Raw genomic sequence first — 13,438 nt, 5'->3', positions numbered from 1 at the left:
AAGGACGGCCTGCGCGGCTACGAGGAGCGCACCCGCGCCGCCGAGCGCATGCTGGCGGGCGCACTGGGGGCTGTGGCGGCGCGCCGCGTGATCGGGGCGGCCCTGTCCGGCGGTGGGCGTGCGCCCGAGGACGTGGTGCGGATGCTGGACGAAGCGTCGCAGGCGGTCCAGTTCAACCGCCAGCTCCTGCTGACCACTCTGGACAATATCGATCAGGGCGTCGCCGTGGTGGACGAGGAACTGCGCCTCGTCGCGTGGAACCGGCCCTATGTGGAGATGTTCGGCCTGCCGCACGACTTCCTGCACGTCGGCATGCCGATCGCCAATGTCTATCGGTACAATGTCGAGCGGGGCGAGATCGCCCTTGTCTCGGAGCGGGTGGAGTCGTGGGTGGCCCGCCGCCTCGAAGCCCTGTCGCGCCGCCAGCACCACTTCCATGAACGCGAGGGGCCTGATGGCCGCATCCTGCGCGTGATCGGCGAGCCGCTGCCGGGCGGTGCCTATGTGACGTCCTACACCGACATCACGGACCTGCGCCGCGCCGCCCGCCAGCTGGAGGAAGCCAATGAACAGCTGGAAGCCCGCGTCACCGAACGCACCACCCAGCTGAAGGCCGCCGTGGAAATGGCCGAACGCGCCACCGCCTCCAAGACGCGCTTCTTGGCGGCAGCCAGCCACGACCTGTTGCAGCCGCTTCACGCCGCACGCCTGTTCATCGGTGCCTTGCGCGAAGACCCCAATGTCGCGCAAAGCGAGTCACAGGCACTGGCCATTAATGCCGACCGCTCGATTGAAAGCGCACACCGCCTGCTGACGGCCCTGCTTAATCTGTCAAAGCTGGAATCCGGCGGGGTTGAGCCGAACATCGGCCCGCTGGCGCTGGATCAGCTGTTCACCGACATCGCGCGCGAGTTTACGCCCATCGCCAATGCCAAGGGGCTGGAGCTGCGGGTCCACCCGTCGCGCCTGTGGATTTCGACCGACCGCGACCTGCTGCGCTCCATGCTGCAGAACCTTGTGGCCAACGCCATCCGCTATACCGACAAGGGGGCCGTGGTTGTGGGTGCCCGTCGCAAGGGCGGTCGCGCCGACATCGTGGTGGTGGATACTGGGCGCGGCATCCCCAAGGAGGCCCGCGACAAGATCTTTGGCGAGTTCGTCCGGCTTCCGGGGGCGCCTGTCGATGAACCGGCCGCAGGTCTGGGGCTGGCCATCGTGCAGCGCCTGTCGCACCTTCTGGGCCACCCACTCGGCTTCAAGTCCGAGGTGGGCCACGGCACATCCTTCTGGATATCGACGCCGCGCACCACCGCAGTCATGACGCCCGCCGATACGGTCGCCACCTCGCGCACGCCCCTGTTTGGCAAGCGGGTGCTGTGCGTGGACAACGAAACCGCCATCACCACGGCACTGGAAGCCTTGTTGAAACGCTGGGGGGCCATCCCGACGGTCGCCAACTCCGCCACCGAAGCCCTGTCACTCAAGGGTCCGTTCGACGCGGCGTTGGTCGATTTGCATCTGGGCGAGAACGAGCCGGACGGACTTGAAATCATCCGCCAGCTCAAGCGGCGCAAGGTCCGCCGCATCGCGCTTATCACCGCCGCCAACCATGAGCGGGTGGGCGCAGAAGCCGCCGAAGTCGGTGCGGTCCTGCTGCCCAAACCGGTCAAGCCAGCGGCGCTGAAAGCCTTCCTGAACGGCTAAAGGCCGCTTAACCCAGATCGATCTGCTGGGACAGGATCACAGCCTGGGTGCGGTTCTGCACGCCCAGTTTGCGGAAGACGCTGGTCAGGTGCGCCTTGATCGTAGCCTCGGTCACGCCGAGGTCATAGGCGATCTGCTTGTTCAGACGGCCCGCTTTCAGGCCCTCTAGGATGCGCAGCTGCGACGGGGTCAGGCTGGCGATCCGGCTTTGCAGATCGGCCTCCTCGCCCTCGGCCTCACCGACATCCGGTGCCCAGGTCTCGCCTTCCAGCACCTGGCTGATGGCCTCGACCATGGTGTCCAGCGCGGCCGACTTCGGGATAAAGCCCGAAGCGCCGACAGCCAGCGCACGGCGAACCGTATGCGGCTCCTCGCTGGCCGACACCACCACCACCGGAACGGCAGGATGGTTGGCGCGCACAAGGTTCAGCCCTGTCATGCCCTCAACATCGGACAGCTTCAGGTCCAGCAGCAACAAATCCACCGGCTCCGCCGACAGGGCCGCATCGGCCTCTGCAAAGCTCGAGCATTCCACCACCCCTGCCTGCGGGCGCGCCTTACGCACGGCCGAGACAAGCGCTTCACGGAACAGGGGGTGATCGTCAGCGACGACGATGCGATCCATGAACGTCCTTCCATCAAGTTGTCTGACAAGACTTGTCCGACTGTCGTGGCGACAGAATGACATGTCCCGACTTTGGTCGAGATTAGACCATTTGCTAATGTCAGAAACCACCGTCACGCGGAAAAGTGCCTTCGGGACCTGCAAAAAAAGACAGGACCGGGAGGAAAATATGGCTAACCACCGCCTTTGGGGCGGCGTGGCGTTTGCTGCGCTCCTCACCGCAACGTCTGCCTCGGCGCAGGATAACAGCGCCGCGCTCGAAGCCCGTATTGCCCAGCTAGAGGCCGAATTGGGCGAGCTAAAGGCCGCTATCCGAGAAAATCAGGCCAGCCAGCAGGTCCAGAACCAGGCCTTGGCGGATGACATCATCCGCATCCAGAACACGCCGCCGCCCGCCCCAGTTGCCGCCCGTTCGGCCAGCCCGACCAAGGGCTTTCAGGTCGGCGATCTGACGCTCAACTTCGGCGGCTTCATCAAGACCGATGCCCGCATCAGCCATTATTCCGATGGCTCGCCGCCCGCAGGCGACACCATCGGCGACTTCTACCTGCCCGGCTCCATCCCCGTGGGCGGCCAGTCCGAAGGGGCCGAAACCGATTTCAGCGCCCGCCAGTCTCGCTTCTGGCTGACGGCGGACGGCAATGTCTCCGGTCACAAGGTCGGCGCGCGTCTGGAGATGGACTTCCAGAGCCTGCCCGGCACGGGTGACCAACGAACGACCAACCCCTCTACCCCGGCCCTGCGCCGCGCCTTTGTCACCTTCGACAACTGGCTGATCGGTCAGGAATGGACGACCTTCGTCAATCTGAACACCATGCCGGAAACCGCCGACTATGTCGGTCCGGTCGAAGGCTCGCTGATCGTTCGCCAGCCACAGGTCCGCTATACCCGCGGCCCGTTCGCCATCGCCGTTGAAAACCCCGAGACCACGCTCACGCCCTTCGGCGGTGGCGCACGGATCGTCTCTGACGACAATCTGATGCCGGACATCGTGGCCCGCTATCTGGTGACCCGTCCGTGGGGCGAGTTCCAGATGTCCGGTCTGGTTCGCCAACTGCGCCACGAAAACCCCGCCGCCAATATCGACAGCTCGGTTCTGGGCTGGGGCCTGTCTGCGACGGGCAAGATCAAGGTCGGCTCTCAGGATGACATCCGCTTTGTCCTGACCGGCGGTGAGGGCATCGGGCGCTATTTGGGCCTGAACCTGTCCAACGACGCCGTGCTGGACAGCACCGGCGATCTGGAAGCCATCGGGGTCATCGGCGGCTATGTCGGCTATCGCCACGTCTGGTCGCCGGGCTGGCGCTCATCGGTCATGCTGGCGCACCAGTCGATCGACAATCCGACGTCCCTGACAGGGCTGGCCGTCACCAAGTCGGCCTCCAGCATTCGCGGGAACTTGATCTACACCCCCCTTGCGGGGCTGGATGTCGGTGCCGAACTCATGTTCGGTGAGCGAAAGCTTGAGAACAATCTGTCGGGCGACATGACCCGTCTGACCCTGTTCGCCAAATACGGCTTCTAATCTTGAACGGCCTCGATCCCACCAGAGGCCGACAAGACCCATCGGAGGAAAAATCGCGTGCACGATCCGCTTGTCTACCCAGTATCCAGTGAACTGGCCGCCCGTTCATTCATGGACGCCGCTGCCTATGAAGCGGCTCGAAAGGAGGCACGCGACAATCCCGTCGCCTATTGGACCGATGTGGCCAAGCGCCTCGACTGGATGACCTTCCCGACCCGGATCAAGGACGTGTCCTTTAACAAGGACGACTTCCGCATCAAATGGTTCGAGGACGGGGTGCTGAACGTCTCGGCCAACTGCATCGACCGCCACCTGCCCGCCCGCAGGGACGAGGTCGCCATCATCTGGGAGGGCGACGAGCCGACCGACAGCCGCCGCATCACCTATGGCGAACTACATGATCAGGTCAGCCGCCTCGCCAATGTGCTGAAATCGCAGGGCGTGAAGAAGGGCGACCGCGTCACCCTCTACATGCCGATGGTGCCCGAAGCGGCCTATGCCATGCTGGCCTGCGCCCGTATCGGGGCCATCCATGCGGTGATCTTTGGCGGCTTCTCGCCGGATAGCATCGCGGGCCGGATCGAGGACTGCGCCTCTACCTTTGTCATCACCGCCAACGAAGGCTGTCGCGGTGGCAAGAAGGTCCCGCTGAAAGCCAATGTCGATGCCGCCCTGCAAAAGGTATCGGGTGTGCAGAAGGTTCTGGTCCTTCGCCACACCGACGCCGAGGTGCCGATGGTTGAAGGCCGCGACATCGACTGGAAGTCAGCCGTTGACGCCGCCAGCCCCGATTGTCCGCCCGTGCCGATGAAGGCGGAAGACCCGCTGTTCATCCTCTATACCTCGGGTTCAACGGGCAAGCCCAAGGGCGTGCTGCACACCACGGGCGGATACCTTGTCTGGGCATCGTGGACGCACCAGCACGTGTTCGATTACCGGCCGGGCGAGGTCTATTGGTGCACCGCCGATGTGGGCTGGGTGACGGGCCACTCTTACGGCGTCTATGGTCCGCTCTCGAATGCGGCCACGACCCTGATGTTCGAGGGCGTGCCCAACTATCCGACCGTGTCGCGCTGCTGGGAAGTAATCGACAAGCACAAGGTCAATGTCTTCTACACCGCCCCCACCGCCCTTCGCGCCCTGATGAAGGAAGGCGATGCGCCGGTGAAGGCGTCGAGCCGCGCCAGCCTTCGCCTGCTGGGCACCGTCGGCGAGCCGATCAACCCCGAGGCGTGGCGCTGGTATTACGAAGTTGTAGGCGACGCTAAGCTGCCCATCGTCGACACATGGTGGCAGACCGAAACGGGCGGCATCCTGATCTCGCCTCTGCCCGGTGCGACGGACCTCAAGCCCGGCTCGGCGACCAAGCCGCTTCCCGGTGTCGAGCTGGAAATCGTCGATGCCGAAGGAAAGGTCCTAAGCGGCGCGACCGAGGGCAATCTGTGCATCACCGACTCTTGGCCCGGCCAGATGCGCACCGTCTATGGCGACCACCAGCGCTTCTTCGACACCTATTTCTCGACCTATGCGGGCAAGTATTTCACCGGCGACGGCTGCCGCCGCGACGAGGACGGCTATTACTGGATCACCGGCCGCGTCGATGATGTGATCAATGTATCGGGCCACCGTATGGGCACCGCCGAGGTCGAAAGCGCCCTCGTCTCGCATGACGACGTGGCCGAGGCCGCCGTGGTCGGCTTCCCGCACGATATCAAGGGTCAGGGCATCTATGCCTATGTGACGCTGAACGCGGGCACGGAGCCGACCGAGGAGCTTCGCAAGGCCCTCGTCGCCCATGTGCGGGGCGAGATCGGCCCCATTGCCGCGCCCGATGTCATCCAGTGGGCTCCCGGCCTGCCCAAGACCCGCTCGGGCAAGATCATGCGCCGCATCCTGCGCAAGATCGCCGAGAACGAGGTGGGCGCTCTGGGCGACACCTCCACCCTCGCCGATCCGTCCGTCGTGGACGATCTGGTCAAGAACCGCGCCGGAGCCTGACGTCCCCCGCCAGCTCCGAGACGGCAAAGCCCCGAACCAGATCGCCAGCTGGTTCGGGGCTTTTCATATTCAGCGTTCGACTTCCTTCCACTCGCCCGGCGCAAGGCCGTCCAGCGACCAGTTGCCGACGCGCCAGCGCACCAGACGCAGGCACGGCAGATCGACCGCCGCGCACATACGGCGCACTTGGCGGTTACGGCCTTCGGAAATCGTCACCTTGATCCAGCAGTCCGGCACAGTCTTGCGCACGCGGATGGGCGGCACGCGCTCCCACAGTTGCGGATCGTCGATCAGCTCGACCTCGGCTGGGCGGGTCATGCCGTCTTTCAGCATCACCCCGCGACGCAGTTTCTCAAGCGCCTCTTCGGTGGCGATGCCCTCGACCTGCGCCAGATAGGTTTTCTTGGTCTTGTAGCGCGGCTCGGTAATGCGCGACTGCAACCGCCCGTCGTCGGTCAGCAGCATCAGGCCTTCGCTATCCCGATCCAGCCGCCCCGCCGGATAGACGTTCGGCACAGAGATGAATTCGGACAGGGTCCGCCGCGCGCTGCCTTCCGTTCCCTTGTCGGTAAACTGGCTCAGCACATCAAACGGCTTGTTAAACAGGATCAGGGTCATGCCGCCTTGTAGCCTTAAGGCGGGGCGGCGTCATGGCATTTACCGACCGTCAAGCGTCACTTGACACTGTGCATTTTGCACGGCACTGTTAGGACGTGGAGATAGAGAGCATCAGGCACAAGGCATTGCGCCACTTCGCCGAGACAGGTCAGGCCAAGGGTCTGCCCGCCAATGTCGTCGGTCGGTTGCGCAATATGCTGGCCTACATCGTCGCTATCGAAGCCGAGGACGAGTTGCTGATCCCGCCGAACTTCGGGGCGCACAAGCTCAAGGGCGACCGCGAAGGCACATGGGCCCTAACGGTGACGCGGAACTGGCGACTGACGTTCAAAGTGAACTCTGCCCTCATGATCGAGGACATGGATTTGGAGGATTACCACTGATGGCTATCAAGCTTCACAGCAGCTTTGCGGTGCATCCCGGTTCATGGCTGCGCGACGAATTCGTCACCCCGCGCGAGATCACCGTCACCACCCTCGCCAAGGCTCTGGGCGTCACCCGTCAGGCCGCCAGCAACCTGCTGAACGCCAATGCGGGCCTGTCCGCCGAAATGGCGATCCGGTTTGAAAAGCTGTTCGGCATCAGCGCCGACACCCTCATGCGCATGCAGGCCCGCTACGACCTGTCCCAAGCCCGCGCCCATCAGGACGACATCAAGGTCGGGGAACTGGCGGCATGAGCGTACTTGAGGCAGCCTTTATGGTTGCGATTTTGGCGCTCAGCCAAGAAGATTTCAGGGAATTCCCGCTGGTCCATTCAAATGGTATCAGTATCCATCAGGGTGAGTGGGATATTGCTCGTCATCGACAAGATGGCTCCACAATCGTCCTCAAGCGAAATGCTCTTCAACCTCACCATGTGTGGTTGCGGTATGAGTATGCTCACGCAGATTCTGTAGGAGCCCTCTCTCATATCGACCTCGTTCAGATTGATTGTTCAGGAAGTCGGACACGACTGATCCAATCAGACAGCTTCCGCCTGAACAATGCGCAGGATCACCTAGCGCGCGTGTCTGACCTAGAATGGTCAGTCCCTCTTCCCGATACGCTGTTGGAAGAAGTGGTCACCGACCTATGTTCCAAGTCTCCTTGAGACTAGTCGCTATTTCCCCCGCAACATCTCCAGCATGGCCGAGAAGTCGCGCTGGCCGTTGCCGAGGTTATTGAAGAGGGCGTAGAGCGCCTCGGCTTGGGCGGCGAGCGGGGTGGAGGCTCCGGCCTTGGCGGCGGCGTCTTGGGCCAGTTTCAGGTCCTTGAGCATCATGGCGGTGGCAAAGCCGCCTTCATAGTTGCGGTTGGACGGGGCGGTCGGCACGGGGCCGGGCCACGGATAGTAGCTGGTCACGCTCCAGCACTGGCCAGAGGATTTGGACGCAATCTCGAAGAAACGCTCGGGGTCGAGGCCCAGCTTTTCGGCAAGGGCGATGGCCTCGCAGGTGCCGATCATCGAAATGCCCAGCAGCATGTTGTTGCAGATCTTGGCCGCCTGCCCCGCGCCGTGGTCGCCCGCGCGGATGGTGATGCGGCTCATCGGCTCCAGCGCCGCCTCGACCTTTGCAAAGACAGCCTCGTCACAGCCCACCATGAAAGCCAGCGTGCCCGCATCCGCCGCCGCCGTGCCGCCCGATACGGGGGCGTCGGCAAAGACAAAGCCCGCCTCGGTCGCAAGACCCGCAACCTTGCGCGCGGTTTCCACGTCGATGGTCGAGCAATCGAGCAATAGGGCCGATTTCGGCGCGTTGGGCAGCACCTGCTCCGAATAAACCGAATGAACGTGCGGGCCGGCGGGCAGCATGGTGATGACCACCTCCGCATCCTTGACCGCCTCGGCGACCGAGGCCACCGGCGTGCAGCCAGCGGCTTCCGCACGTTTCAGGGCGTCCGCCGACAGGTCGAAGGCGCGCACCTCGTGCCCGGCCTTGGCCTGATTGGCCGCCATGCCCCCGCCCATATTGCCGAGGCCGATGAATGCGATCTTGGTCATGGTCGTCTCTTCCCTAATTTCGGCGTCGCTTGATTAAGCCAGCGGCGTCCATTGTTCGTCTTGCGGCAGAGGGGCGAACAGCGCCTCGACCATTTCGTCACTGACGCCCGCGAGGTCGGCAGGTTGCCAGTTGGGGGCGTTGTCCTTGTCGATGATGACGGCGCGGACGCCCTCCTGGAAATCGTGCGTGGAGACGACGCGGCCTCCCAGCGCATATTCCATCGCCATATTGTCAGCGAAGGTCGCCATTTTGGCTCCCTCGCGGATCTGGCGAAGGGATACCTTCAGCGACTGCGGCGACTTGGTCTTCAGGGTCGCCAGCTGTTTCAGCGCCCATTCCGAACCGTCGGCCTCCAGCGCGGCGAAGATTTCCTCGACCGTGTCAAAGGCGAACAGGCGGTCTATGGCCTCACGATAGGCGGCCAGCGGAGCCTCACCCGCATTGCCCGATACACGGTCGGCCACGGCCTTGGGGTCGGACGGATTGGCCAGCAGGTCGGCCTTCAGCGCCTCGACAACATCCGACGCCACATAGTGGGTATGGATGCCCAGCGCGACCGTATCCGCCGCCTTCAGACGCGCCCCTGTCAGTGCCAGCCACACGCCCGTCTGGCCCGGCAGACGCGGCAGGAACCAGCCACCGCCCACATCGGGGAACAGGCCGATGCCCGTTTCCGGCATGGCATAGGTGGTGCGCTCGGTCGCCACGCGCACGTCAGCAGGCTCGGAAATGCCCACGCCGCCGCCCATGACGATGCCGTCCACGATGGCCGTGATCGGCTTGGGATATTCGAACATCAGATGGTTCAACTGATATTCGGTATGGAAGAAGGCCTTGGCTTCCGATGCATCGCCCGCGCCGCTTTCGGCGATCATGCGGATGTCGCCACCGGCACAAAAGCCGCGCTCGCCCGCATGGTCGATCAGGATCGAGGCCACCCTGTCATCCGATTTCCACGCGACCAGAGCCTCGATCATCGCCTCGCACATGGCGCGGTTCAGGGCGTGGATCGCCTTGGGCCGGTTTAGCGTGATGCGGCCAACGCTGCCTTCGATACGGGTAATGACTTCGGCTTCGCTCATTTGGACAACTCTCGTGACACGATCACGCGCATGATCTCGTTCGTGCCTTCAAGGATACGATGGACGCGCAGGTCACGCACGATGCGCTCCAGCGGATAGTCCTTCAGATAGCCGTATCCGCCGTGCAGTTGCAGGGCATCGTCGGCAATCTGGAAACCGGCATCGGTGGCAAAGCGCTTGGCCATGGCGCACCATTTGGTCTTTTCAGGATGGCCCGTATCGATGGCCCATGCGCCGCGACGCACCATCAGGCGGGCGGCATCCAGATCGGTCGCCATGTCGGCCAGCTTGAACTGGGTGTTCTGGAAACTGCCGATCGGCTTTCCGAACTGTTTGCGGCTCTCGACGTATTCCTGCGCGGTTTCCAGAGCGAGACGCGCCCCGCCCAGCGAGCAGGCGGCGATGTTCAGACGACCACCGTCCAGACCCGCCATGGCGTATTTGAAGCCGTCGCCCTCGCTGCCAATCAGGTTGGCGACCGGCACGCGGCAGTCGTCAAAGCTGACCACCGCCGTCGGCTGGGCGTTCCAGCCCATCTTCTTTTCATTGGCACCGAAGGACAGGCCCGCCGTGCCGTTCTCGACAACGATAGCCGAGATGCCTTTCGCGCCCTCTTCACCGGTACGCACCATGACGACATAGATGTCGGATGCGCCCGCGCCTGAAATAAACGCCTTGGAGCCGTTCAGCACATAGTGGTCGCCGTCACGCACGGCAGTCGTGCGAAGGGCCGCCGCGTCCGAGCCGGAACCCGGCTCGGTCAGGCAATAGCTGGCGATCCTGTCCATCGTCACCAGAGACGGGACGAAGCGTTCGCGCAGCTCGGGCGAGCCGAACCTGTCGATCATCCACGAGGCCATGTTGTGGATCGAGATGAAGGCCGCCGTCGCCACATCGCCGCGCGACAGCTCTTCAAAGATCACCGCCGCCTCGACACGGCCAAGGCCCATGCCGCCGTGCTCCTCGCCGACATAGATGCCGGCAAAGCCCATTTCTGCGGCCTGTTTCAACACGTCGCGGGGGAAGTGTTTCTCTTCGTCCCACTGGGCCGAGTTCGGCATCAGTTCGGCTTCGGCAAAGGCGCGGGCCGCTTCCTCGATGGCCCGCTGGTCTTCGGTCAGTTGGAAGTCCATTGCCGCCCGCCTTACTTCATGGTCGGGATGACGAAGGACGAATCCGTGTGCTCCAGTTCGCTGTCAGGCCAACGGGCGGTGACGGTCTTGGTCTTGGTCCAGAAGCGGACGCCTTCCATGCCGTGCTGGTTGATGTCACCGAAGGCAGAGCGCTTCCAGCCACCAAAGGTGTGATAGGCCACCGGCACCGGAATCGGCACATTGATGCCGACCATGCCGACGTTCACGCGGGCGGCAAAGTCACGCGCGGCGCGACCGTTCTGGGTGAAGATAGCGACGCCGTTGCCGTACTGGTGCTTCGACGGCAGGGCCAGCGCTTCTTCGAAGCTGGCGGCGCGTACGATCTGCAGCACGGGGCCGAAGATCTCTTCCTTATAGGCGGACATGTCCGGCGTGACGTGGTCGAACAGCGACGGGCCGATGAAGAAGCCCTTCTCGTGCCCCTGAAGGCTGAACTCGCGGCCATCGACGACCAGCTCGGCACCTTCCTCGACGCCCTTATTGATCCAGCCCAGCACACGCTCCTTGTGCGCTTGGGTGACAACCGGACCATAGTGGGCGTCCGCATCGGTGGAGACGCCGACGCGCAGGTTCGGGATTTCAGCGACCAGACGCTCGCGCAGTTCGTCGGCGGTCTTCTGGCCGACCGGAACCACGACCGGCAGCGCCATGCAGCGCTCGCCCGCCGAGCCATAGGCCGCACCCGTCAGGTCCTTGATCACCTGATCCATGTCGGCATCCGGCAGGACGATGCCGTGGTTCTTGGCGCCGCCCATGGCCTGAACGCGCTTATGGTTCTGGGCCCCCTTCTGATAGACATAGTGCGCGATGTCCGAGGAGCCGACGAAGCTGACAGCGTGGACCAGCGGGTGCTCCAGAATGGCGTCCACCGCCACCTTGTCACCGTGGATCACGTTCAGCACGCCTTCCGGCGCACCCGCTTCCATCATCAGTTCGGCCAAACGCACCGGCACGGACGGATCGCGTTCCGACGGCTTCAGCACGAAGGTGTTGCCACAGGCGATGGCCACGCCGAACATCCACATCGGGATCATGGCCGGGAAGTTGAACGGGGTGATGCCCGCCACCACGCCCAGCGGCTGGCGCATGGAATAGACGTCGATGCCCGGCCCCGCGCCAAAGGTGTATTCACCCTTCTGGGCGTGCGGGATGCCACAGGCGAACTCGATCACTTCCAGACCGCGCTGGATGTCGCCCTTGGAGTCGGCAATGACCTTGCCGTGTTCCTTGGACAGCAGGGCGGCCAGTTCGTCGATATTGGCCTCGACCAGACGTTTGAACTCGAACATCACGCGGGCGCGGCGCTGGGGGTTTGTGGTGGACCACGTCTCGAAAGCGTTCTGGGCGGCCTGAACGGCGCGGTCCACTTCGGACACGGTGGCCAGTTGAACGCGGGCCTGAACCTCGCCGGTGTTCGGATCGAACACATCGCCATAACGGCCTGATGCGCCCGTAAAGGATTGGCCGCTGATGAAGTGGTTGATGTCGCGCATGGCGTCTCGCCCTTCCTTGATGTTTCCCGAGGTGACCGAATTGTCCGGTTCGTTGACGACAGTCCTATCAATCAAGCGACGCTTGCGATAATGCAAAAACGCAATACGGATGCTGCACAAACGCAAGGCTGGCCGATGTTCGACTGGGACGACGCACGGGTGTTCGCAGAGGCCGCACGGTCAGGCGCGCTGGGCCGCGCCAGTACCAAGCTGGGCATGGACGCCGCCACCGTCGGGCGGCGCGTGGCGCGACTGGAAACCGCGTTGAAGGCCACGCTGGTGGTGCGCGACCGCTCGGGCCTGCGGCTGACGGCGGCGGGATCGCAGTTCCTGAAATCCATCGAAATGGCTGAACGCGCCCTGTCGGACGGGGAACAGGCCCTGCGGCCCGACACCCTCGGCGGCACGGTCCGCATCTCGGCTTCGGAAGGTTTCGGGACCGCCATTCTGGCCCCTGCCCTGCCGGACCTTCTGAAGGAAGGGCGGGGGTTAAGGATCGAACTGGCCGCCAACTCGGGCTTCCTGTCGCCCACGCGGCGCGAGGTCGATCTGGCCATCACCCTCAGCCAGCCCGAGGCCAGCCGCCTCGTGTCCGAACCGCTGACCGACTATCAGCTCGCCCTCTATGCCGCGCCGTCATACCTCAAGGCACACGGCACGCCCGCGGCCATCGACGACCTTAACCGTCACATCATCACCGGCTATGTCGAGGACCTGATCTATGCGCCCGAGCTGAACTATCTGGACGAAATCTCCAGTGGCCTTCACGCCCAGCTGGCCTCGTCCTCCATCCGTGCCCAGCAGGAGATCGTCGCCTCTGGCGGGGCCATCGGTGTCCTGCCCTGTTTCATGTCGGGTGGCCTGACGCGCATCCTGCCCGGGGTGGTGCTGCAACGCCGCTTCTGGCTCAGCATCCACCGCGACCTTGCCGACACCGCCCGCATCCGCACCGTCACCCGCTGGATCAGAGCCTTATGTGAGGACCAACACTACAGGCTGAACCCCATATAGAAAATGCACCGGATATCTCCGGTGCATTCTCAACTAGTTATCCGGCTTGAGACTGGTAAGCGGGAAATAGCCGGTTTTAAGTTCGTTTCGTTCATCGAACCATTGGCAGTGAGCGCCACCTTCGTCGGTCCATTCGATCGTCATTAGAGGGCCGCCAGATTTCAGACGAACTGTAGCACCAGCTTGCATTCACGTATTCCCTTATTGTTAAGCTTCTATATTTGATTGCTAAACAAAAAATAAC

14 protein-coding genes are annotated in these 13,438 nt (G+C 63.4%); 7 read left to right on the top strand and 7 right to left on the bottom strand.

What is annotated here, in order from left to right; genetic code table 11:
- Window positions 1-1,704 (top strand): PAS-domain containing protein (locus tag Q0Y42_RS09850; RefSeq protein WP_297803126.1); only part of this gene is annotated, 1,704 nt, incomplete at its 5' end.
- 7 nt (window positions 1,705-1,711) lie between these two features.
- On the opposite strand, the gene Q0Y42_RS09845 is transcribed toward Q0Y42_RS09850, so the two are convergent.
- Entirely contained in the window at window positions 1,712-2,329 is a 618-nt protein-coding gene (locus Q0Y42_RS09845) for a response regulator transcription factor (RefSeq protein WP_297803123.1), read from the bottom strand.
- A gap of 169 nt (window positions 2,330-2,498) precedes the next feature.
- Here Q0Y42_RS09845 and Q0Y42_RS09840 point away from each other — a divergent pair, with 169 nt between their 5' ends.
- Together Q0Y42_RS09840 and acs are read left to right on the top strand one after the other, a co-directional pair.
- Entirely contained in the window at window positions 2,499-3,854 is a 1,356-nt protein-coding gene (locus tag Q0Y42_RS09840; protein ID WP_297803120.1) for a DcaP family trimeric outer membrane transporter, read from the top strand.
- Between the two features lie 57 nt (window positions 3,855-3,911).
- Window positions 3,912-5,852, top strand: a complete 1,941-nt coding sequence (gene acs, locus Q0Y42_RS09835) for an acetate--CoA ligase (RefSeq protein WP_297803117.1) — start codon at window positions 3,912-3,914, stop codon at window positions 5,850-5,852.
- A gap of 69 nt (window positions 5,853-5,921) precedes the next feature.
- Here acs and Q0Y42_RS09830 read toward each other — a convergent pair whose 3' ends face one another.
- A complete protein-coding gene (locus tag Q0Y42_RS09830) occupies window positions 5,922-6,470 on the bottom strand; it encodes a pseudouridine synthase (protein ID WP_292051832.1) in 549 nt (182 codons plus the stop codon).
- A gap of 95 nt (window positions 6,471-6,565) precedes the next feature.
- On the opposite strand from Q0Y42_RS09830, the gene Q0Y42_RS09825 reads away from it, so the two are divergent.
- From Q0Y42_RS09825 to Q0Y42_RS09815, 3 genes are read left to right on the top strand one after another with little or no spacing between them, the layout of a single operon-like run.
- The gene (locus tag Q0Y42_RS09825; protein WP_297803113.1) at window positions 6,566-6,853 is read left to right on the top strand and encodes a type II toxin-antitoxin system RelE/ParE family toxin; all 288 of its coding nucleotides are present in this window, start codon (window positions 6,566-6,568) and stop codon (window positions 6,851-6,853) included.
- Complete coding sequence (locus Q0Y42_RS09820; RefSeq protein WP_297803111.1) at window positions 6,853-7,149, top strand: HigA family addiction module antitoxin; 297 nt, start codon at window positions 6,853-6,855, stop codon at window positions 7,147-7,149. Before Q0Y42_RS09825 ends, Q0Y42_RS09820 begins: the two co-directional genes overlap by 1 nt.
- Window positions 7,146-7,562, top strand: coding sequence for a hypothetical protein (locus Q0Y42_RS09815; protein WP_297803108.1), 417 nt, complete (start codon window positions 7,146-7,148; stop codon window positions 7,560-7,562). The genes Q0Y42_RS09820 and Q0Y42_RS09815 overlap by 4 nt, the downstream gene beginning before the upstream one ends.
- 9 nt (window positions 7,563-7,571) lie before the next feature.
- On the opposite strand, the gene mmsB is transcribed toward Q0Y42_RS09815, so the two are convergent.
- From mmsB to Q0Y42_RS09795, 4 genes are read right to left on the bottom strand one after another with little or no spacing between them, the layout of a single operon-like run.
- The gene (gene mmsB / locus Q0Y42_RS09810; RefSeq protein ID WP_297803105.1) at window positions 7,572-8,453 is read right to left on the bottom strand and encodes a 3-hydroxyisobutyrate dehydrogenase; all 882 of its coding nucleotides are present in this window, start codon (window positions 8,451-8,453) and stop codon (window positions 7,572-7,574) included.
- Between the two features lie 33 nt (window positions 8,454-8,486).
- A complete protein-coding gene (locus Q0Y42_RS09805; RefSeq protein WP_297803102.1) occupies window positions 8,487-9,536 on the bottom strand; it encodes an enoyl-CoA hydratase/isomerase family protein in 1,050 nt (349 codons plus the stop codon).
- Window positions 9,533-10,669: an acyl-CoA dehydrogenase family protein gene (locus Q0Y42_RS09800; protein WP_297803099.1), complete on the bottom strand. Its 1,137-nt coding sequence runs from the start codon at window positions 10,667-10,669 to the stop codon at window positions 9,533-9,535. The genes Q0Y42_RS09805 and Q0Y42_RS09800 overlap by 4 nt, the downstream gene beginning before the upstream one ends.
- 11 nt (window positions 10,670-10,680) lie before the next feature.
- Window positions 10,681-12,183 carry a CoA-acylating methylmalonate-semialdehyde dehydrogenase gene (locus Q0Y42_RS09795; protein WP_297803129.1) on the bottom strand — a complete coding sequence of 501 codons (1,503 nt, stop codon included), beginning with the start codon at window positions 12,181-12,183 and terminating at the stop codon, window positions 10,681-10,683.
- A 90-nt stretch (window positions 12,184-12,273) separates the two neighbouring features.
- On the opposite strand from Q0Y42_RS09795, the gene Q0Y42_RS09790 reads away from it, so the two are divergent.
- Complete coding sequence (locus Q0Y42_RS09790; protein ID WP_297803096.1) at window positions 12,274-13,194, top strand: LysR family transcriptional regulator; 921 nt, start codon at window positions 12,274-12,276, stop codon at window positions 13,192-13,194.
- A 33-nt stretch (window positions 13,195-13,227) separates the two neighbouring features.
- On the opposite strand, the gene Q0Y42_RS14075 is transcribed toward Q0Y42_RS09790, so the two are convergent.
- Window positions 13,228-13,383 (bottom strand): DUF2158 domain-containing protein, encoded by a 156-nt coding sequence (locus tag Q0Y42_RS14075; RefSeq protein ID WP_366108302.1) that lies wholly within the window; start codon window positions 13,381-13,383, stop codon window positions 13,228-13,230.
- Window positions 13,384-13,438 lie beyond the last annotated feature (55 nt).

Source organism: uncultured Brevundimonas sp., assembly GCF_947305955.1.
In the GTDB taxonomy this organism is placed as follows: Bacteria; Pseudomonadota; Alphaproteobacteria; order Caulobacterales; family Caulobacteraceae; genus Brevundimonas.
The sequence above is the reverse complement of the archived record's forward strand: the minus strand, read 5'-3'. Positions and strand labels throughout refer to the sequence as shown.